This window comes from Anaerococcus sp. C0059F3 (assembly GCF_056590475.1).
In genome coordinates, this window is record NZ_JBWPWE010000017.1 from 17050 (window position 1) to 38409 (window position 21360).

Sequence of the window (21360 nt, forward strand, 5' to 3'; positions counted from 1 at the left end):
ATTTCTAAGCGTATGATTGATTTGTAAATAAGTGGGTAAAAATATTTCGTAGCGGTGAATTACAAACTTATTAACATATTTTGACTACTGACAAAACTAAATAAACTAATCAAGGAGGATATATGAAATTATTTGATTTTACATATAAAGAACAAGATGCTATTAAAAAAGGACTTTCAACTGCAGAAATTACTGATAAGGAAGCCGGCCAAAAGATCTTAGACCTAGTGCCAGAAGAATGGATTAAAAAAATTCCATTTTTTGTTAGAAGCCATTCTACTACAAAGACAATTGAAAGAATTGCAAATGATTATCCAGAACTTTTTGAAGTAGCCAAAAGGCCAGGAGACCTCCCTGAAAAAGAGCGTGAAGAGTTAAGAAAAATCATCACAGATATTTTTAAAGAGAAAATGAAAAAACACAATATAAAATGATAAGCGAGCAGACTGAGGATTTTCCTTAGTTTGCTTTTATAATGAAATAATTTTAAACGAAAGTTTTTTTATAAGAAGAATAGGGTAGGAATATAGAAGAATGGAAAGAAAGGATTTTTTATGAGAAAAGAAATTAAAAGAGAATGGGATTTTGAACTTTATTTTAAACCAGATTGTCCATTTTGCCTTAAAGTTTTGAATTTTTTTAAGGAAAATGACATAATAAAATTTCCGTCATACAATACCGAAGATGTGAATTCTGGCTATGAAAACCAGGATAAGCTAATTGCAGTAGGTGGCAAGGTCCAAGTGCCTTGTATGGTTATAGATGGCAAGGCCATGTATGAATCAGACGATATCATTGCCTACGCAAAAGAAAATTTTCTTGAAAAAGCTAAGGAAAACAAGGCTAAGAGACAAGAATTTTTAAAAAGCGAATAAAAAATGATGAGCTGGTGAGAATTCTCCTCGCTCATCATTTTTTTATTTTTTTTAGTTTTTGGATTCTTCTATTTTTACCTTTTTGCCATTAATCTTTTTATTATCAAGACCTCTTATACAATCGTAGACTACGCTTTTTTCTACATCTACAAAGCTATAGGATTTTTGAATCCTGATTTGACCGATTTTTTTATTTGGAACATGGGCGAGCCTGTTTAATGCTTTTATTATCTTATCCTTGGTGAAATTATCCATCTTACCCCTGTTTAAAAAGAGGGTTGTCATGTTTTCGTCTTTATATTTGCTAGATTTTTTCTTAGAGGATTTGGGTTTTTCCTTTGGTGTGTCAACACCAGCTATTTTTTCATGGTGGTCTAGATTGTCTTTATTTAGCTTATCTGACAAGAGTACTTGTGAAATAACGAAGGGATCGTAACCTTTTTCCATCAACCTAATGAGGATTGATTTTTCTTTCTCAAGGCTAGTATAATTTTCAAGTTTCTCAATAATATCTTCAACCACAGCTATCTCTTGGTTTCTATCTATTTGGACTAGGCTTGGGATTTGCGCTTGTTTTATTGTAGCCTTGGTGTATTTTTCAATTGCCTTAAGCCTTTCATTATCCCTGCCAGAAATAAGGGAATAGGAGAGGCCACTCCTTCCAGCACGAGCAGTCCTGCCTATCCTATGAACGTAATATTCATCAAGCTGAGGTAGGTCATAATTAATTACCATATCAACATCATCTACATCAAGTCCTCTTGCTGCCACATCCGTTGCCACAAGAATATTTATGGCATTATTTCTAAATTTTTTCATAACAATATCTCTTTGAGACTGTTTGAGACCACCGTGAAGTCCATCAACAAGGTAGGATTTTTTGCTAAGGGATTCTACAAGCCTATCTACCTTTCTTTTTGTATTGCAAAAAACAATAGCAAGCCTTGGCTTATTGATTTCTAAAAGTCTTCTTAGGGTTTCTTCTTTATCGGCTTCCTTTAACTTTATAAAATATTGGTCAATTTTATTTACGGTTAGTTCTTCTGCCTTAATCTTAACTATAACAGGATTTGTCTGATAAATTTTAGAAAATTCAGTAATTTCCTTACCCATAGTTGCTGAGAAAAAGCAGGTTTGTCTATCTTCGTTTGTGGCATCTAGGATAAATTTCATATCATCCCTAAAGCCCATGTCAAACATCTCATCAGCTTCATCAAGGACTACAATCTTGAGATTATCAAGTTTTAATACCTTTCTTCTCATAAGGTCCATTAGCCTTCCTGGTGTACCGACAACTATTTCTACACCTTTTTTTAAGGTTTTTATTTGCTTTACAATCTGTGTTCCGCCATAGACAGAAAGGATCTTTATGCCTTTTTTATATTTTGCAAGATTTCCTATTTCTTTTGCGACCTGGATACAAAGCTCCCTTGTAGGGCAAAGAACGAGGGCCTGTGTTATGCCATTTGACTCAACTTTTTCTATTATTGGTATAGCAAAGGCTGCAGTCTTACCTGTGCCTGTTTGAGCCTGACCGATCAGATCTCTTCCTTCTAGGAGTGGAGGGATGGTTTCTTCTTGGATAGGCGATGGGGACTTAAATCCCATATCTGCTATTGCTTTTAATATTTCTTCTGATATATATAATTCTTTAAATTCCATTAATATTCCTTTACTCTTTCAATAAAAAAAGCAGTCGTCATCAGACAACTGCCAAATACTTATAACATTATACCAGCTTTATTAAAAAAAGCTTTATATAATAGATTTTTATTTAAATTTTATCGGATTGGAGTAAACAGAAACTTCTTCGCTGTCTATGTTTATGGTTTTGACAGATTGTCTAATTTTGGTGTTTTCGCTAGAAAGAAGGGCTTCTTTTAAATCTAGGACAGGTTCTACGCAACAATCTGAGTCTTTAAAGACTTGGGTCCATTCATCCCTTGTTTTTTCCATAAAAATTTTCCTTAAGACTTCCTTCTTTTCCTTAAAGTCAGGGCATACACAACCAGCTTCTATCCATTCTTCCTTGCCGATAATTTTACAAAATCTCTCAAAAAACTTCTCTTCAAGCGCTCCAAAGCTTAGGTATTTATCATCCTTGGTTTGGTAAAAATCATAGAGAGATCCACCGTTTAAGAAATCTTTTTCTCTTTCTGGGTTTATTCCATCCATCATAGCACCAGCACCAGCCATGGCATTAAAAGGAATTACGCTATCCAAAATTGAAACATCAATGTAAGTTCCCTTGCCTGTTGAGTTTCTCTTATTTAGGGCAGCAAGGATTCCTATAACAGAATTTTGGGCAGATGCTATGTCAGCAATTTGCATGCCGTAGAGGACAGGGCCAGTTTCTTGCCTTCCAGAATAGCTCATAAGCCCTGAAAGGGCGAGGTAATTTATATCGTGGCCTGCCTTATCTTTATAAGGTCCATCTTGGCCATAGCCGGTGAGACTTAAATAGATTATATCATCTTGAATTTCTTTTACGTCTTCATAAGCAAGGCCAAATTTTGCCATAACTCCAGGCCTAAATTGTTCAATTATGCAATTATAGCCTTCTTCTTTGATGAGTCTTTTAATTTCTTTCTTGCCTGCTTCTTCTTTAAGGTTTATGAAAATTTCTTTTTTCTTGTTGTTTAGCCATGCTCTATTGGCTGAAAGGCCATTTTGTGTTTTTGGTTTGGAATCCAAAACTAAGTCCTTTCTGCCTGGTGCAGAAATTTTTAAAACATGAGCTCCCATTTCTGCGAGCATCCAAGTTGCGTATGGACCCGGAAGTAGGGTAGTAAAATCGAGTACCTTTAAATCTGCTAATAAATTCATATTATCCTCTTTTCTTTATATTAATAATTTACCCATTAGTTTCATATTTAAAATCTGGTAAAATTTTATTAAGAAATTGACTCATTTTAGGAGGATTTATGGAGTACTTAATAATTTTAATGTTCTTAGCCTTTGCTATTTATAATCTAAGAGAAAGTAAGGGAAAGAATATAAGAATAGATATAAGACCTATTTATAAAATTATATTGGTCCTAGCTGGTATTTTGTATTTAGTCCTAGCTTATAAAATAGGAAGGGGAATAGAGTCTGGTATTGCAGCAATTTTTGCTTTGTTTTACCTTTGCACAACAATTTATTGTCAAGGAATTGGGGAAGATGGATTTTATGTTTTACTAGGAAAATCAACTATTAGGAAAATTGCTTTTTCTAATATAAAAAATATTAAGGTCGATAAGGAAAATTATAAGCTTGAAATTTATGCAGATTCAACAATTTATAAGCAAAAATATAAGAAAGAAGATTTCCCACAAGTACTTAAAATCATTGAGAATTTAAAATAAAAAATCGCCCCAGTTGGAGCGATTTTTTTAGTAGGTAAAAATACCTGTTGATATTAAAAATAGGATAAACATGATGACTGGCAAAAAGTACTTGGTCATTATTACATAAAGACCTTTTCTAGTAAATTTCTTTCCGCCATATTCGACTTCATCAATAATCCATTCTGGCTTCATTACCCAACCAATAAAGATTGATGATAGGAAGGCAATTAGAGGCATCATGAAACTATTTGAAATATAGTCCATTATGTCAAGAAGTTGACCAGTTGATCCGTTTGGTAGGGATATTTCTACATAAAATTTGCTATAGCCAAGGGCAATAACAGCTGTTGCTATTAGATAAACTATTGATAGAACAATTGTAGTTGACTTTCTTTTTGTACTTAAGATTTCTGTTGTGTTTGCAACTATTGACTCAAGCACTGATATGCAAGAGGTAAGGGCTGCAAAACCAGCAAGTATGAAAAATACTAAGCCTATAATCCTACCAGCAGGTCCCATCTGGAAAAATACCTTAGGTAAGGAAATAAACATAAGTCCTGGTCCTGCGGACATACCTTCAACGCCTAAAAACACATATACAGCAGGAATAATCATAACACCTGCAAGCATGGCAACTGATGTATCCATGATTTCAATTACAGAAACTGACTTTGCAAGGTCAACATCTTTTTTTACATAAGATCCATAGGTAATCATGATTCCCATAGATACTGAAAGTGAGAAAAATAGCTGGCTCATAGCATCAAGAGAGATTTGTAAAAATCTTTTTAAGGTCATCCCAGTAAAATCTGGTTTTAAATACACAGCGAGGCCTTCAAGACCAGTTCTAAGGTCGCCTGTATCTGTGGTTGACTTTAGGGTTAGAGAGAAAATCGCAATTCCTAATACCATTATCAAAAGGATTGGCATTATAATTTTAGAAACTCTTTCGATTCCTTTTTCAACACCACCAAAAACAATCACCGCTGTTAGAACCATGAAGGATAATGACCAATAAACTGATGAGCTTGATGAAATGAAATTTGAAAAGCAAGCATCATCAGCCGCAAGTGTTAACTGGCCTGTTAAAAAATATTTTATGTAATTAAGTATCCAACCGCCAATTACTGCGTAGTAGGTCATGATAATTACCGGTACAAAAAATGTGAAAATTCCCAAAAATTCCCATTTTGACTTCATTGATTGGTAGGCATAAATTGCACTTTTTCCTGTTTTACGACCAATAGCGAGGTCTGTTGTTAGTAGGGCAAAACCTACTGTAAAAACCATAAGCAAATATATGATAAGGAAGACTCCGCCTCCATTTTTGGCCGCAAGATATGGGAAACGCCAAAGGTTACCTACACCGACTGCAGAACCAGCTGCTGCTAATATAAAACCAAGCTGGCCCGTAAATCCTTTATGTTCTTTCATAATAATTCCTCTTTCATTTATAAATTAATAAGTCTATCATACCACCAAAATTAATAATTAAAACTTTTTTTTTATTTTTTTTCATTAATTTTTGTGGTAAAATATATGTCAAGTCAAGAAAATGTTTACAAAATAAGTGGGGAAATGAGGTAAATGAATGAAAATTGCTGTGAGTGCATGTTTATTAGGAGAAAATTGTAAATATAATGGTGGGAATAATTACTCATATATATTAGAGAAAATTCTTGAAAAACATGATGTGATTCCCATATGCCCTGAGGTTATGGGAGGTCTTCCTACACCAAGAAGGCCGGCTGAAGTCGTAAATGGAGTTGTATTAACAAAAGATGGTAGTTCAGTTGATGCTGAATTTAGAAAAGGAGCAGAAATAGCTTTGGATCTTGTGAAAAAATCTGGGGCAGAACTTGTAGTTTTGCAATCAAGGAGTCCATCTTGTGGTGTAGGGACAATTTATGATGGGTCTTTTACTGGGAAATTAATCGAAGGTGATGGGATTTTTGTTGAGGAATTAAACAAAAATGGGATAAAAGCTATTGATGTTGAAGAATTTATAAAAATTTGCCAATAATTTTCCTATTAGATATAATAGGACTAACACGAGGGGTGCTTAGGCTGAGACGAGAAATCGAACTCTTTAACCTGATCTAGTTAGGACTAGCGGAGGGATGTGAAGATAGCGAATTTAACTCCTTGTGAATACAAGGAGGTTTTTTATGTCAGAAAAATTTACAGATAGGATTTATCCAAAAATCAAGGGGATTTGGGAGGCGTGCTTCAAACATCCATTTGTTCAAGGCATGGGAGATGGGACTTTAGACCTTGAAAAATTTAAACATTGGCTAATGCAAGATTATGTCTATCTAATTGAATATGCGAGATTATTTGCGATAGGAACATCAAAGGCTACAGACCTTGGAACAATGAATTCTTTTGCCAAGGGCCTTGATGGGGTTTTATTTGTGGAAATGGACCTTCATAGGGCCTATGCTAAGACTTTCGGCATTCCAGAAGAAGACCTTGAAGCGACTGATCAATCCGCAATAAATACCGCCTATACTTCTTATATGCTAAATAAAGCTCAGGCAGGTGGGGTAGAAAACGTAGCGGCAGCCCTACTTGCTTGTTCATGGTGTTATAATTATATAGGCCTTGAGCTTGCCAAAATTCCGGGGGCCTTGGAGGGCGAAAATTATGGGTCATGGATTGAAATGTATTCATCAGATGAATTTACAGACCTAAATGAAAACGCTATGGATCTTATTAATAAGCTTGCCGAAGGCAAACCTGAAAGAGAATTAAAGGTCCTTGAAGAAATAGTAGTTAAAACCGGCTTATTTGAATATATGTTTTGGGATATGTGCTACAAGCAAGAAACTTGGCCAAAAATTTAAAAATAATATAATAAGATTCATCAATACCTGTGAAGTTTAGTTTTGCAGGTATTTTTGATTTTGACTTATATTGTTAAAAATTGGCTAAAAAGTACAATATTCCTATAATTCATTTATAAAAATGAAAACTAAGGAGTTTATATGCTAAATGACCTAGGTAAGGTTGCTCAAGACACTATTGATGCAATCAACGAGAAAATTCAAAATCTTTCTACTTTGAATATAATTGTTGCTGGTAAAACTGGTGTGGGCAAATCTACCTTAATTAATGCTGTTTTTAAGGATGAACTTGCTGAAACAGGCATGGGTAGACCTGTGACAAACCATATGAGAAAGATTACTAAAAAAGATATTCCACTTGCAATTTATGACACTAGGGGCTTTGAGCTGGGCAAGGACGTTCAGGAAGATGTTAAAAAAGAAGTTTTTGACACAATTAACAAGGGACTTGCCACTAAGGATATAAATAAGGCCATCCATTGCATTTGGTATTGCATAAATACAGCATCAAACAGGATTGAACCTGAAGAAATAGAGTGGCTTAGGGAACTATCAAGGGAAAATCAGGTCACCCAGGTCCCTATAATTGTGGTTCTGACCCAGTCAATTTCAAAGAAAAATGCTGAGCAGATGAGGCAGATGATCTTGGATGAAAATTTAGATATTATCCAAGTCATCCCTGTCCTTGCCAAGGACTTTGAGATAGAAGATGTTGGAATTGTAAAGTCTTTTGGACTTGAAAGATTAATTGAAGTAATGGGAGAAGCCCTACCTGAGGAACTCCTAGATACTCTTCAACATGTGCAGATAGCGAGTTTATCCGAAAAAAAGCGCCGAGCCTCTAAGGTCGTAGCCACAGCAGCACTTGCAGCTACAGGCCAAGGGGCAGCACCAATTCCCTTCGCAGATGCAGCACTCTTAATTCCAACCCAGGTGGGCATGATAGCTTCAATTACAGTTATATTTGGTTTTGACGTAAACAAGTCTGTAATTACAGCTCTCTTGTCATCGACAATTGGCTCTGGTGGGGCAACCTTACTTGGTAGGGCAGTTGTGGCAAATATTTTAAAACTTCTTCCAGCTGCAGGATCCATTGCTGGAGGAGCAATCTCAGCGGGCACAGCAGGTGTCATTACAGCAGCTTTAGGTAGTGCCTACATTGCCTTTATGGAACTTGTCTATAAGGGAGAGATGAATATTGAAGACCTATCAAGCAAAGAGGGCAAGGAAACCATAGCAAATATTTTTAAAGAAAATCTCAAAAATGGTAGGGAAAATCTTATGAAATTCCTGGATAAGTCACAAAATAAAGAACAAGAAGATTAGCTTTTATTTTGTTAACTAATTCATAAATGAAAGAAATTTCTAAAATTAAAAACCCAACAAAAATATAAACAAATATAAATCGCCCATAAAATTTGAGGCGATTTTTCTTTCTTATAATAGTTATTAACTCAGTTTTATTGGGTATAAAAACTTAAAAGGAGCAGGCTTTGTATTATAATATATTCGATAAAATGATAATAAAAACTGATATAAGAGGATCGGACTTAGAAAATAATCATGATACAGAAGATAAGCAGGTCTTAAATGTTGACATAGATGGAAATGTATACTTAAAGTCATTCTCCTATGATTACAGAAATTTAGAATTTATTTTGAAAGATGAATACGAATACAAGATTGATTCATACAGGACAAGCAATATTATAAGTATAATCAACGATTATTTTAGGAAAAATATCGACCTTTCTCTAAGTTTAGAGGGACCACATTTTATCCTAGAATTTTATGAAAAAGATAAGGCTGATCCACTTTCCTATAGATTTAATTTATTGGAAGATAAAGAGATCTCAAGGCTTGTTAGACAATTTTTAATGAATTACGATTTGTTTGTCTTCGATGGAAAGAAAAACTACGATAATATAGAAAAAATTGTCCTAAATTATCAAAGGACGATAAAAGAAAATAAAGAGACTGATGAAGAAGTTTCCTACAAGGGGATTAGGGAAGAATTAGAACTAGATAAGGATTCTATTAATATTAAAAGAGGTCTTCAAGACGGGACTCTAGTGGAATATTCATATAAATTAACTGATAAATTCAAAGATTTCTTAGGATTTTTGGAAAATTTTGAGGTTTTTTATTATATTGAGGATTTCAAAGATGAATTGATTTATGACCCAGATGATAAAAATTTTTATCAGTTATTAATTTCTTATGAAAAAAAGGGAGAAATAAGAACAGAAGGAACCTACGATAGGAGAAATCTACCGTATTTTTTCCCTATATTTATAGGAAATCTCACAGAAATTCTGTTGGACTCCTCTATACCAGATATTTTAGACCCAAATATTTACGGGAAAATAATTAGAAGTGCGTCTGATTATATCTACTTATCGGTTGAATTTGGTCCAGATAGTAAAAGCTATTATTACAGGACAGATGACGAAACAATTAAGGTTGGAGATAGGGTCCTTGTACCTGTTGGAAATCACGGCAGGGAAATAATGGCTGAGGTTGTAAATATAGAATATTTTTCTTATGAAGACCTCCCACTGCCTCTAGAAGAAACCAAAATTGTAATTAAAAAAATAGATGATTAATAAAAATACTTAATAGATCAAAATTTTGATTTGAAATTTAATAGCGAAAGGAAAGAAAATGAGAGAAAAAATTGCTATTCAAGATACTTATGGCCAAAGATTTCAATATTGTTGGGGATGTGGTCCAAAAAACGAAGAAGGTTTACACCTAAAATCCTACCCAAGTGATGACGGAAAAGAAGTTATAACAAGGGTAAGACCTGGAAAGGCTTTTACAGGTGGGGTACCAAATAATTTGTTTGGTGGAATGATAGCCATGATTTTTGACTGCCATGGCACAGCAAGTGCTGCATTTTTCAAACACCAAGCCAAGGGACTTGACCTTTCTGAAGATACTATTATCGAAAGATTTATCACAGCCCACCTTGAAGTGGATTTCAAAAAGCCTACTCCAATGGATGAGGAAGTAGAAGTTGTAGCAAGTCTAGAAGAATTAGGGGAGAGAAAGGCTGTTGTAAATATGGTTCTAACTTGCAAGGGAGAAGTCAGAGCCAAAGCCAAAATGGTGGCTGTAGCAGTGAAGGATAATATGTAGGTTATTATGAAGTTTGAGAAATGTTGCCCAGATAGAAATACGAAAAAATATCAGATCTACCATATGCCAAGGCCAAAAGATTGGGATAAGGATGTGATGGATGCCATTCAAATGCTTCTGTGGTATATACCAAATATCGATTCTGTCCAGTCCTTTAACGATGATCTTATTAGGAGCAAGGCCTTCGAAAATTTGACCTTTGATTATGTACTAGATTGCCTTGGAATGAGCTATAAAGATGTTTTATTCATTAGGCCTGGTGGAGAAATTTTTGATGAATATCGGGATTATTATAAGGGAGAAGTCTGCACTTCTTGTCAAAAGATAATTATAGTTAGGCAAAAAAATAAGACAAAGACCGAAGATTTATTAAGGTGTATTAGAAATGCAGTTGCCCACGGAGATTTCACTGTGGTTGGCGATATGTTTGTCGGTTTTAACGAACACAAGGGTGAAAAAAAGGCCATAATTAAGATAAGACCAAAAAACTTAATACGTGCTTTAAGCAACATTTCAATTCAAAGTGAATATAACAAAGCAAAATTAATAGATGCCAATCTTAGGAAAAATGGTTTTAAAACCCTGGTTGAGCCTAAAATTGTCGATAAGGAAACTAAGAGAATCTATTATTTGGATATATTGGCAGAAAAAAATGGGCTAAAATATATAGTCGAGATTAAGGATATTAGCTATAAGACTTATTTAAGCGTAAGTGAATTTCAGAGAATCTTAGCAAGTATAGAAAAATATAGGAAGGCCCTAGACGATAGAAACACAAAGTTGGTGCTGGTAATAGATGAAGCAAGATTAACCAAGGATTGTTGGCAAATAGCTGAAAAATATGATGACTTGATAGTTCTTGACCTAAATAGACTTATAGATATGCCAGATACAGTTATGGATATTTTTATATGATAAGAAAATAGTCTTTAAACATTGATTTGTTTAAAGGCTTTTTTTTTTGAAAAAATCTTGCCAATTTTTTGTATCTGTGGTACTATAAATGTAACATAAATAGTACTATAAATGTAACAAAATTTAAGGAGGAATTTATGATAGGTTTTGCGATAGTCTCTTATTTTATTTTGTTAGTTACAATGTTTTTTGTAGAAGTTCCAAATTATTTGCTGATAATTATAGGCTTGGGAGTATTTTTCTATATTTCGTTTTATTATTTTAAAAATGAAGGAGGGAAAGTACAAAAATATTACACTTTGAAGACATTTTTATTAAGTTCTTTAGTATCAATAATAATTATTTTAGTATTGGGAGCTATCCAATCTAAAACTCTTGGCTATGATCCAACTGAAGTATTGGATATTAAGGTATTCAAGCTCTATGTAACTTTGTGTATTTTTGTAATTTATACCTTAATTGCAAGGATAAAATATGTTAAAGATTTGTAAGTGAAAAAAGGAGTGGTTTTTGTTTGGATGTAGTAATAGAAAATAAGATTAGAGAATTTAGGAAGGAAATGGGACTTTCCCAAAATGCCTTGGCAAAAATGGTGGGACTTAAACGTAGGTCAATTATGGCATATGAAAGTAACACCATAAGTCCAACCCTAGAGACAGCCTATAAGATTTGTAAAGTTTTTGATAAGGATATTAAGGAAGTATTTATATTTAAATAGGAGATATTATGGGATTATTATTTAACACCAGCGATGATATGGACAAAAAAGTAAGGGAAAAATTTGGAGATGATAGGTCATACTTAATAGTTTTTAAGCACAATAGCCCTGCTAAGGATATTAGCAAATGGTTTTTAATCGGCGGCCTTTACTATACAATGGATTCATCAAGAACTTTCATTTTGTATTTTGATCCAAAAGGAGTTTATGAATCAGAGATTTCAAACTCAGATAAAAAAGATTTTCTCTTTATGGCGTGGAACGAGATAGAAGATTTTGAACTGGTAGAGGGAAATAAAAAAATACTTAAAATCAACCACCTAGGCAAACTCTACCAATACGAAGTAGAGCTCAATGGTAGGTTATTTAAAAATAATTATAAAAACCTAACTGAGCTTATGGAAAATAATTGGAATAGGATTGATTAATATAGTCTGGATAATATATGAAAATAATAGAGGCAAACAAATACAATAAAAAATACTTTGTTGACGGTCTATGTCTAGTAAAATACTTTCCCAGTTATAAACTAACCCTTCCTTGGTATGAAGATGTGGAAACTGTAAAAATGGTAGATAACGCCAACACCCCTTATGGCCTAGACCAGCTAAAAACAATGTATAATTATCTGAATAATAATGGTGATCTATTTTACATTGCCTACAAAAATAAACTAATAGGAGACTGTGCGATTTTTGATGATAATATGGTAGCTATTGTAGTTTCAAAAGAATATAGGGGAAGGCATATAGGAAGAAAAGTTTTAGATAGATTGATAACCTTGGCTAAGGAAAAAGACATGGCATACCTAAAGGCAGAAATCTATGACTTTAACCAAGTTTCACAAAACTTATTTAAAAGTCATGGTTTTGAAAAAATTGGCAAAGAAATGTATAAATTAGATTTAAAATGAAATCTTAAAATAAAAAATCGTCGCAGACTTTGACTCAAATCTTGAGTTAAATATCCTGGACGATTTTTATTTATCTATCTTTACTTTCTTTTAGACTAAATTCCAATAAAACTGGGTTGTGGTCGCTGTTTACGAAGCCCAATGCTTGTCCTTTAACGGATTTTATTTCTACATTATCTGTTACTAAAAATCCGTCTATGATACACTCATAAGAGTCATTTGGGTCATATGGCTTGTGATTTAGTCTTGATGAGTGGGTAGATTCATCAAAAACTGGTTTGATTTTGTCTGTTAGGTAATCGTATGGAAATGGTGATGGATTCCAAATACCTTCTGGTACATTTGCTACATAATCTTTTCTTAATTCTTGGTTAAAGTCACCACTGACTATTAAATAATTTCCCTTGTTGTATTCTTCTGTCATAAAGGCGATTATTTGTTTTGTTTGGGCAAGTCTGCCGCTTGAGCCAGATTCATAGGCATCAAGGTGGACATTTACCAATATTAGGTACTTATCAGATCCTTCTATAGGTAGGTAGGAGGCGTTGAAGCCTCTTTTGAGGTTGGCTAGCCTTACTGGCCACTTGTGTGGGATTGGTTGTTGGTACCTGTAAGATGATTCTATGGCAAATTTAGAATTGGTGTAGATTCCAGAATTTACCTTACCCATTGGTGGAATAGGAAATGGTACGAAGTTCACTTTGTAATTATAGGCGAAGGTTGATGCTCCGTAAAATTCTTTGTCAAAATATCCAACTTCATTTATATGATAGGTCCTCTGCGAATCAGAATCTACTTCTTGTAATAATAATAGATCAGGGTTAATATTTTTTACTTCTTTTGCAATACCTGCTAGGGCATTTTCGACGTGGTCTTTTGATATAGGATTTACCATCTTGCCGCCATCCATAAAGAAATCTGTATCCTTATCTAGTCCGCCGTAGCCAATATTCCAGCTAAGGGCCTTATAGGTCTCGTTCATTTTGATTTTATCCTGTGATGAGCCGGCTATAGCTACTTCTTCTATGTCTTTTGGCTTATATTCAGTTGCCATTAAATAGGCTAAAAGGCATAAAAAGGCAATTATCAATAAGAGTATTAAATAACCTAAAATTTTCATAACTTTTTTCATAAATACCTCACATTCTTATGTTAAGGATAACATTAATAGGGATTAAAGTAAATAGTTTTATAATATTTTTAGAGTAGTAAAATATTTATATAAAGGGGAGATGATATGAAGAAAATTTTATGGGATATAGATGGGACACTTTTAAATTTTGATTTGGCTGAAACAGCAGCTATATATAAGTGTTTTGAAATATTTAACTTAGATAAGCCGACCGAAGATATGCTTAAGACCTACAAAAATATAAACAATATTTATTGGGAAAGGCTTGAGCGAAATGAGGTTACTAGGGATGAGGTTCTCCTGGGTAGGTTTAGGGATTTTTTTGAAAAATATGGGATACAAACCGATATAGTTGAAGACTTCAACCACAATTATCAAATTGAACTTGGAAAGACCTATGTTTTTAATCCCTACGGCAAGGATGTTGTAAAAAAATTAGCAAGTAAATATGACCAATATGCAGTCACTAATGGGTCCCTAACTGCCCAAAGGGGAAAGCTTGAGGGATCTGATTTGAACAAAATACTTAAGGAGTCATTTATTTCGGAACTCATTGGTTTTGAAAAACCAGACGAGAGATTTTTTGAATATATATTTGAAAAAATTGGATCAAGGAGCCTTGATGATTATGTAATAATAGGTGATTCTTTGACATCAGACATGCTAGGAGGGGTTAATGCAAAAATAAAAACAATTTGGTTTAACCCACATAGCAAGAAGAACCACTTGAATTTGCCAATTGATTTAGAAATAAGTTCATTAAATCAAGTTGAGGATTGTCTAGCAAAAATCTTTGGATGATTGCAGAAAACTTGCAAAAAATGTATAATGTTGAAGGAAGTTTTATGTAAATCCTACATAAAAATATTTTTATTTATAAAAACTTTTAAATTTAAGGAGGAGAAATGGATAAGGCGTCGCCCTATCGAAGGCGTAAGAAAATAAGAAACTAGTATAGTGGCGGATTTCTATTTGCCATTATACAAAAAATATTCTAAGGAATATTTTAACTAAATAGGAGAAATAAATGGCAGAAAGAAATTATAACGTTGATAATTTAAAACAACTCCAATTAGAGATTAACAAGATGAACCCGGTTGACATAGCCGATAGACTTGAGGTATTGCCAGAAAAATCTGTAGCTATTTGGATTAAGCTATTAAACAAGGATTTACTTGCTGATACCTTTACAGAGCTAAAACCAGAAAATAAGGATAGGGTTTTGAAAATCCTATCAGAAGAAAATATCAAAGACCTTGTCAAGGAACTAGACGAAGACGAACTTGTAGATACCTTGCAAGAACTTCCTGCAAATATGGTTAAGAAGTTAATGACAAGCCATATTGATAGCGATAGAAGGGAAATAATCAACGAACTTTTAGGCTATCCAGAAGAATCTGTTGGTTCTATCATGACAGTAAACTTCCTATCAGTGAAGTCAACAGAAACTCCTGCAGAGGCTATGAAAAAAGTTATGGAATCTGATTTGGATGCGGAAAAACTTGAACAAATCTGGGTTACTGATGAGTCTTTAGTTCTTACTGGTTTTGTATTTATAGCAGACTTAATCAGAAACAAAAAAGCAACCATAGAATCAATTACCCAACAAATTACAGCAGTTGTAGGTCCAACTGACGACCAAGAGGTAGTAGCAAAGCTATCTATCAAATATGACCTAGGAGAGGTACCAGTTATTGATTCAGAAGGCAGGCTTATCGGTATCGTACCAGCAGAAGACGTAATCGACGTAGTTCATGAAGAGTTACAAGAAGACTTTGCAAATATCACAGGTATTTCTGATCAGGGCGAGTCATACATCGATGAATCATCATTTACTATTGCGAAAAACAGGACAACCTGGCTAGTAATTTGTCTTATAACTGCTACAATGACAGGTTTTATTATTCAAAGGTATGAAAGTCTACTTGCACAAGCAGTTGCCCTTACAGCTTATATACCTATGCTAATGGACTCTGGTGGTAATGCAGGAAGTCAGTCATCAACAACAATTATGACTCAATTATTCTCAGGCAACCTCTCAGCTAAAGACTTTCTAAAAGTTATTTTTAAAGAAATTAGAGTAGGTACACTTGTATCCTTAGTCCTTGTTGCAATCAACTTTTTGAGGATTCTTGTTGTGGACAATGTGAGTCTTGCTGTAAATCTCACAGTATCATTGACCTTATTTTTAACTATAGTTATATCAAATATCATAGGTGGTCTATTACCACTTTTAGCTGATAAACTAAACATAGATCCAACTGTAATGGCAGGTCCACTTATAACTACAATTGTAGATACTGGTGTACTTTTAATTTATTTTGAAGTAGCATCATTATTATTAGGATTATAAAAATTAAAATACAAATTTTAACCGCATGCCTACATAAGTGTGTGGTTTTTTATTTTTATTAATTAAGCAAAGTAGCTATTTTAAAGGAAATTATTTATAATAATCAAGTTTTATTAATAATTATCAAAATAATATTTGACAAGATAAATTAGCTGGTGTATATTCTTCCTAACGATAAATAAAAGCTATGACATGGAAGAGTAGTTAAGAGAATCTTTTTAGAGAGGTATCGGCTGGTGGAAGATACTGAGATATTTTAACGAAAATCACCATTAAGCTTCCCACTGAAATGTAAGTGGTTGACGGGAGCTCCCGTTACAGAGCTATTCATTAAATGAATTAAGTGCATCATTAGATGAAGAAGAGTGGTACCGCGGAAGGTAAAAATTATGTAATTACCCTTCGTCTCTTTACCCAAGTGGAGTAAGGAGACGGAGGTTTTTTTATTCCCAAAAATTAAGGAGGAAATTATGAAATTAAAGAAAAAATTTGCAGTTGGAATGTTACTAGCAGGTATGTTTTTAACAGCTTGCTCAAATAATGGCGGAAATGAAGGCAAAAAAGCAGATGAAGGTTCAAAGAAAGAAGCGAGTGAGGTTCTTAAATTAGGAAACTCAGCACCTCTTACTGGTCCTTTGTCAATCTATGGTACAACAACCAATAATGGAATCAAACTTGCAATCGAAGAAGTAAATGCTAATGGCGGGGTCCTAGGTAGACAAATTGAATGGTCTGAATATGATGACAAGGGTGAAATAACCGATGCTGTTACAAACTATAACAACCTTATGCAAGATGAAGTAGAAGCAATATTTGGCGGTGTACCATCAAAACCATCACTTGCTATAGCAGAATCAGCAGCAAATGATGAAGTCGTATTCATCACACCAACAGGAACTCAAGCAAACATCACAGAAGGTAAGAAAAACGCCTTTAGAACTTGCTTTACAGATCCTTTCCAAGGTGAAGTTCTTGCAAACTTTTCTAAAAATAACATTAAGGCTAAAAAAGTAGCAATCCTAAGAAACCAATCTTCAGACTTTTCTATGGGTGTTGCGGATGTATTTAGCAAAAAAGCCCAAGAATTAGGTATGGAAGTTGTTGCTGATGAATCATATGGAGATAGTGATACAGACTTTAAAGCTCAGCTTACAAAGGTTAGAAAAGAAGAACCAGATGTATTATTCATTCCAGATTATTATGAAAAAGTAGCTCTAATAGTCCCACAAGTAAGGGAAGCTGGAATAGAGGCAACCTTAGTTGGTGCTGACGGTTGGGATACAGTTTTATCTGTAATGGATCAATCAAACTATAAAGCAATAGAAGGTTCATACTTTGCAAATCAATTTACCCTAGAAGATCCAAGTGAAAAAGTTCAAAACTTTATAAAAGCTTATGAAGAAAAATATGGTGAAAAACCATCTACATTTGCAGCAGAAGGTTACGATACAGTTTATCTATATAAACAAGCAGCAGAAGAAGCTGGTACAACAGAATGGGATAAGGTAATCGAAGCCCTAAAGAATATAAAATTTGAAGGTATAACTGGATCATTCACATACGATGAAAATCACAACCCTATAAAAACAGCAAAAATGATAAAGATAGTAAATGGAGAATATAAGTTTGACAGCGATGCTGGGGTTGAATCCAACAAGTAATTTATAAAAGGAGATTAAAATGGATTTTGTAACCCAATTGTTTAATGGGCTTCAGCTGGGCAGTATTTATGCCCTTGTAGCCCTTGGATATACAATGGTTTATGGAATTGCAAAATTAATAAATTTTGCCCACGGTGATATTATCATGGTGGGCGGATATACTGTTTTTTTAGCAATCCAACTACCTTTATTTAAGGCTGGTCTTCCATTATGGTTGGCCATTATTCCTGCAATTTTAGTTTGTACAATTTTAGGAGTTGTAATCGAAAGAGTGGCCTATAAACCGCTAAGAAATTCTTCAAGAATTTCCTTACTTATCACAACAATAGGCGTATCCTTATTTTTACAGAACTTTTTTGTAAAAATATTCACTTCAAGCGCTAAACCTATACCAGCAATATTCCCACAAATTTCTATAAATTTTGGGGGAGTTCACCTTTCATTTGCTACAATCATCACTATATTTACAACAATTGTTTTGACTTATATACTTAGCTTATTTGTAAATAAAACCAAGCAGGGCAAGGCCATGCTTGCTGTTAGTGAAGATTACGGGGCAGCTGAACTAGTTGGTGTAAATGTAAATCAAGTAATGACTTTGACTTTTGCCATAGGATCTGCTTTGGCAGGAGTGGCATCAGTTTTATATGTTGCAAGCTATCCACAAATCCAACCATTTATGGGGTCAATGTTAGGTATCAAGGCCTTCACTGCGGCAGTTTTGGGCGGAATTGGATCAATTCCAGGCGCTGTAGTTGGTGGATTAATCCTTGGAATAATCGAAGTTTTAACCAGGGCCTATTTATCAAGTGCCTATGCAGATGCCATAGTATTTGTAGTTTTAATAGTTGTTTTACTTGTCCAACCAAATGGTTTGTTTGGAAAATTAGAGAAAGAAAAGGTGTGATATGTCAAAAAACAAAAAGAAATCTTATCTTATCACAACCGGGTTAGTTATATTATTTTATGTTATTGTCCAAGCCCTTATTTCAGCAAATATCTTAAATAGGTACTGGCAAGGAATTTTAAATTTAATTTGTATAAATATGATAATGGCTGTAAGCCTTAACCTAACTGTTGGTGTTCTTGGTCAAATCAACCTAGGACATGCTGGCTTTATGGCAATTGGAGCTTATTCAGCAGGTCTTTTTCTAAAAACTGGGATTGTAACAGGTTTTCCAGCCTTTATTCTTAGTTTGATAGTAGGTGGCTTTGTTGCAGCTATATTTGGTATTCTCATCGGTTTACCAGTTTTAAGGCTAACTGGAGATTACCTTGCAATAGTTACACTTGCCTTTGGCGAAATTATTAGGGTTTTAATAGAAAACTTAGATTTTACTGGTGGAGCCCAAGGACTTGCGGGAATCCCAACAACAAATGATTTTTGGAAATTTTTCATAATGGCAGTTTTTGTTATAACAATGATTTTTACCTGGGCTGAAAGTCGTCACGGAAGGACAGTTTTATCTATAAGAGATAATGAACTTGCAGCAGAAGCTTGTGGTATAAATATTACAAAATATAAAACCCAGGCCTTTACCTTATCTGCAATCTTCGCAGGTATAGCTGGTGCGCTTTACGCTCAAAATATCGGAGTTCTCGCTGCAAATATTTTTAACTACAACAAGTCTTTTGACTATTTAGTAATGGTTGTGCTTGGTGGTATGGGTTCAATTACAGGTGCGATTTTCTCATCAATTGGACTTACAATTATACCTGAGCTTTTAAAACCACTAGCTGAATGGAGAATGGTAATTTATGCTATTATTCTTGTTGTTGTAATGATTTTCAGACCTCAAGGTTTGCTTGGTAGGAAGGAATTTTCTATTAGAAGGTTTTTGAAGCTAGATAAGTACAAGAAAGGAGATGTGGAAGGTGAACAGTAAAGAAGTAATAAGTGAAAATGTTCTTGAAATAAATAATTTAAGCATCTCTTTTGGGGGACTTAAAGCTGTACAAGATGTATCTTTTAAACTTAAAAATGGAGAACTTCTTGGACTTATAGGACCAAATGGGGCTGGAAAAACCACCTTATTTAATATGCTTTCAGGAGTATATACACCAACAAGTGGTGAGATAATTCTTGATGGACAAAAGGTTAATGGGACACGACCAGACAAGCTATCAAAACTAGGTGTTGCGAGGACTTTTCAAAATATAAGACTTTTTGATAACCTAACAGTCCTTGACAATGTAAAACTTGCCATGAACCAGTATATGAATTATGGCATGCTAACTGGGATGTTCAGACTTCCAAATTATTGGAAGGAAGAAAATGAAGCAACAGAAAAAGCGAAGGAAATTCTAGAATTATTTGATTTAGAAAAATATTTTAGGACCTTTGCAGGATCTTTGCCATATGGAGCACAAAGAAAATTGGAAATTGCAAGAGCTATGGCGACTCGACCAAAAGTTTTGCTTTTAGATGAGCCAGCCGCAGGCATGAATGAATCTGAGACTCAAGACCTAATGGATTCAATAAGGTTAATTAGGGAAAAAACAGGGGTTTCAATCCTTCTAATCGAACACGATATGAACCTTGTTTTAGGAATTACAGAAAGACTTATAGTTTTAAATTATGGAGAAATTCTCGCTGAGGGTGATCCACATGATGTAATTTCTAATAAAGAAGTAGTTAAGGCCTATTTGGGTAGTTAGGAGAAAAAATGAGTATTTTAAGAATAGAAAATTTAGTTGTATCCTACGGTAATATCAAGGCCTTAAAAGGAATTAGCTTAAGAGTAGAAGAAGGTGAAGTAGTCTCCTTAATTGGAGCTAATGGAGCAGGTAAGACAACCACTCTTCAAACAATTTCCGGCCTACTTCCTATAAAAGAAGGGGATATTTTCTTTAATGATAAGTCAATCAAAAAAGAAAAGTCATATAAAATTACGAGGGCAGGTCTTGCTCAAGTTCCAGAAGGCAGGAGGGTTTTTAAGGACCTGTCTGTAGAAGATAACCTAAGATTAGGCTCGATTTCTGTTGGCTGGAGCCCAGAGGAATTAGAAGCCCAACTTGATAAAATTTATCAACTTTTCCCAGTTTTAAAAGAAAGAAAAAAGCAAAAGGCTGGTACTCTATCGGGTGGTGAACAGCAAATGCTTGCCATGGGAAGGGCACTTTTAACAAATCCAAAGGTCCTTCTCTTAGATGAACCTTCTATGGGACTATCACCTTTGTTTGTAGATAAAATTTTTGATACAATAAGGATTTTGAAAGAAGAAGGTAGGACAATTTTGCTAGTTGAGCAAAATGCTAACCTAGCCTTAGATATAGCCGATAGGGCCTATGTTCTAGAAACAGGAAAAATTGTAAAAGAAGGAAGAGCAAGCGACCTTAAGACAGATCCAGATGTCAAAGCAGCTTATCTTGGAATATAAAAATAAGCCTCTCTTTACTAATGAACTGACCCCCAAAAGTTAGACCTAAAAACTAACTAAAGGAGGTCAGTTTTTTAATGGCAAAATATAGCACAGA

General features: G+C 34.2%; 24 protein-coding genes, 1 riboswitch and 1 other annotated feature. Of the genes, 20 read left to right on the plus strand and 4 right to left on the minus strand.

All coding sequences use genetic code 11. The annotated features are described in order from the left end of the window. Nucleotides 1–122 precede the first annotated feature (122 nt). Both AC1EJ5_RS09455 and AC1EJ5_RS09460 read left to right on the plus strand, forming a co-directional pair. Nucleotides 123–434, plus strand: a complete 312-nt coding sequence (locus AC1EJ5_RS09455; protein WP_479815907.1) for a hypothetical protein — start codon at nt 123–125, stop codon at nt 432–434. A gap of 120 nt (nt 435–554) precedes the next feature. Next, complete coding sequence (locus AC1EJ5_RS09460) at nt 555–875, plus strand: glutaredoxin family protein (RefSeq protein ID WP_479815909.1); 321 nt, start codon at nt 555–557, stop codon at nt 873–875. Between the two features lie 51 nt (nt 876–926). On the opposite strand, the gene AC1EJ5_RS09465 is transcribed toward AC1EJ5_RS09460, so the two are convergent. Together AC1EJ5_RS09465 and AC1EJ5_RS09470 are read right to left on the minus strand one after the other, a co-directional pair. Further along, the gene (locus AC1EJ5_RS09465) at nt 927–2537 is read right to left on the minus strand and encodes a DEAD/DEAH box helicase (RefSeq protein WP_479815911.1); all 1611 of its coding nucleotides are present in this window, start codon (nt 2535–2537) and stop codon (nt 927–929) included. 108 nt (nt 2538–2645) lie between these two features. Then, the gene (locus AC1EJ5_RS09470) at nt 2646–3701 is read right to left on the minus strand and encodes a CaiB/BaiF CoA transferase family protein (protein ID WP_479815913.1); all 1056 of its coding nucleotides are present in this window, start codon (nt 3699–3701) and stop codon (nt 2646–2648) included. Nucleotides 3702–3799: 98 nt separating this feature from the next. Between AC1EJ5_RS09470 and AC1EJ5_RS09475 the strand changes: the two genes are divergently transcribed. Continuing rightward, complete coding sequence (locus tag AC1EJ5_RS09475; protein ID WP_479815915.1) at nt 3800–4222, plus strand: hypothetical protein; 423 nt, start codon at nt 3800–3802, stop codon at nt 4220–4222. Between the two features lie 27 nt (nt 4223–4249). Here AC1EJ5_RS09475 and AC1EJ5_RS09480 read toward each other — a convergent pair whose 3' ends face one another. Beyond that, complete coding sequence (locus AC1EJ5_RS09480) at nt 4250–5638, minus strand: sodium-dependent transporter (protein WP_479815917.1); 1389 nt, start codon at nt 5636–5638, stop codon at nt 4250–4252. A gap of 157 nt (nt 5639–5795) precedes the next feature. On the opposite strand from AC1EJ5_RS09480, the gene AC1EJ5_RS09485 reads away from it, so the two are divergent. The 10 genes from AC1EJ5_RS09485 (at nt 5796) to AC1EJ5_RS09530 (ending at nt 12737) form a co-directional block, all read left to right on the plus strand. Beyond that, nucleotides 5796–6227, plus strand: a complete 432-nt coding sequence (locus AC1EJ5_RS09485; RefSeq protein WP_479815919.1) for a 2-thiouracil desulfurase family protein — start codon at nt 5796–5798, stop codon at nt 6225–6227. A 21-nt stretch (nt 6228–6248) separates the two neighbouring features. Then, nucleotides 6249–6342: riboswitch (TPP riboswitch) on the plus strand. A gap of 30 nt (nt 6343–6372) precedes the next feature. Then, complete coding sequence (tenA, locus tag AC1EJ5_RS09490; protein ID WP_479815921.1) at nt 6373–7050, plus strand: thiaminase II; 678 nt, start codon at nt 6373–6375, stop codon at nt 7048–7050. A gap of 141 nt (nt 7051–7191) precedes the next feature. Then, nucleotides 7192–8376 (plus strand): YcjF family protein, encoded by a 1185-nt coding sequence (locus AC1EJ5_RS09495; RefSeq protein WP_479815923.1) that lies wholly within the window; start codon nt 7192–7194, stop codon nt 8374–8376. Nucleotides 8377–8543: 167 nt separating this feature from the next. After that, nucleotides 8544–9656 carry a hypothetical protein gene (locus tag AC1EJ5_RS09500; protein WP_479815925.1) on the plus strand — a complete coding sequence of 371 codons (1113 nt, stop codon included), beginning with the start codon at nt 8544–8546 and terminating at the stop codon, nt 9654–9656. 58 nt (nt 9657–9714) lie between these two features. Then, complete coding sequence (locus AC1EJ5_RS09505) at nt 9715–10191, plus strand: PaaI family thioesterase (protein ID WP_479815927.1); 477 nt, start codon at nt 9715–9717, stop codon at nt 10189–10191. A 6-nt stretch (nt 10192–10197) separates the two neighbouring features. Beyond that, nucleotides 10198–11106: a hypothetical protein gene (locus AC1EJ5_RS09510; protein ID WP_479815929.1), complete on the plus strand. Its 909-nt coding sequence runs from the start codon at nt 10198–10200 to the stop codon at nt 11104–11106. 137 nt (nt 11107–11243) lie between these two features. Continuing rightward, on the plus strand, nt 11244–11597 hold the full coding sequence (locus tag AC1EJ5_RS09515; protein ID WP_308749436.1) for a hypothetical protein: 354 nt from the start codon (nt 11244–11246) through the stop codon (nt 11595–11597). A 23-nt stretch (nt 11598–11620) separates the two neighbouring features. Beyond that, a complete protein-coding gene (locus tag AC1EJ5_RS09520; protein ID WP_308749435.1) occupies nt 11621–11824 on the plus strand; it encodes a helix-turn-helix transcriptional regulator in 204 nt (67 codons plus the stop codon). Nucleotides 11825–11832: 8 nt separating this feature from the next. After that, the gene (locus tag AC1EJ5_RS09525; protein ID WP_308749434.1) at nt 11833–12252 is read left to right on the plus strand and encodes a histidine kinase; all 420 of its coding nucleotides are present in this window, start codon (nt 11833–11835) and stop codon (nt 12250–12252) included. A 17-nt stretch (nt 12253–12269) separates the two neighbouring features. Next, nucleotides 12270–12737 (plus strand): GNAT family N-acetyltransferase, encoded by a 468-nt coding sequence (locus tag AC1EJ5_RS09530; RefSeq protein WP_308749433.1) that lies wholly within the window; start codon nt 12270–12272, stop codon nt 12735–12737. Between the two features lie 70 nt (nt 12738–12807). Here AC1EJ5_RS09530 and AC1EJ5_RS09535 read toward each other — a convergent pair whose 3' ends face one another. Then, entirely contained in the window at nt 12808–13869 is a 1062-nt protein-coding gene (locus AC1EJ5_RS09535) for an endonuclease/exonuclease/phosphatase family protein (protein WP_479815934.1), read from the minus strand. 105 nt (nt 13870–13974) lie between these two features. Between AC1EJ5_RS09535 and AC1EJ5_RS09540 the strand changes: the two genes are divergently transcribed. The 7 genes from AC1EJ5_RS09540 (at nt 13975) to AC1EJ5_RS09570 (ending at nt 21263) form a co-directional block, all read left to right on the plus strand. Beyond that, the gene (locus tag AC1EJ5_RS09540; protein ID WP_308749431.1) at nt 13975–14670 is read left to right on the plus strand and encodes a YjjG family noncanonical pyrimidine nucleotidase; all 696 of its coding nucleotides are present in this window, start codon (nt 13975–13977) and stop codon (nt 14668–14670) included. Between the two features lie 226 nt (nt 14671–14896). After that, a complete protein-coding gene (mgtE, locus tag AC1EJ5_RS09545) occupies nt 14897–16222 on the plus strand; it encodes a magnesium transporter (protein WP_308749430.1) in 1326 nt (441 codons plus the stop codon). 178 nt (nt 16223–16400) lie between these two features. After that, nucleotides 16401–16635: a binding site (T-box leader), on the plus strand. Between the two features lie 57 nt (nt 16636–16692). Continuing rightward, nucleotides 16693–17883: an ABC transporter substrate-binding protein gene (locus AC1EJ5_RS09550; RefSeq protein ID WP_479815936.1), complete on the plus strand. Its 1191-nt coding sequence runs from the start codon at nt 16693–16695 to the stop codon at nt 17881–17883. 19 nt (nt 17884–17902) lie between these two features. After that, on the plus strand, nt 17903–18790 hold the full coding sequence (locus AC1EJ5_RS09555; protein ID WP_479815938.1) for a branched-chain amino acid ABC transporter permease: 888 nt from the start codon (nt 17903–17905) through the stop codon (nt 18788–18790). Nucleotide 18791: 1 nt separating this feature from the next. Continuing rightward, nucleotides 18792–19769, plus strand: coding sequence for a branched-chain amino acid ABC transporter permease (locus AC1EJ5_RS09560; protein WP_479815940.1), 978 nt, complete (start codon nt 18792–18794; stop codon nt 19767–19769). After that, nucleotides 19750–20541, plus strand: coding sequence for an ABC transporter ATP-binding protein (locus tag AC1EJ5_RS09565; RefSeq protein ID WP_308749427.1), 792 nt, complete (start codon nt 19750–19752; stop codon nt 20539–20541). Before AC1EJ5_RS09560 ends, AC1EJ5_RS09565 begins: the two co-directional genes overlap by 20 nt. 8 nt (nt 20542–20549) lie before the next feature. Further along, the gene (locus AC1EJ5_RS09570) at nt 20550–21263 is read left to right on the plus strand and encodes an ABC transporter ATP-binding protein (protein ID WP_223420468.1); all 714 of its coding nucleotides are present in this window, start codon (nt 20550–20552) and stop codon (nt 21261–21263) included. The last annotated feature ends 97 nt before the right edge of the window (nt 21264–21360 follow it).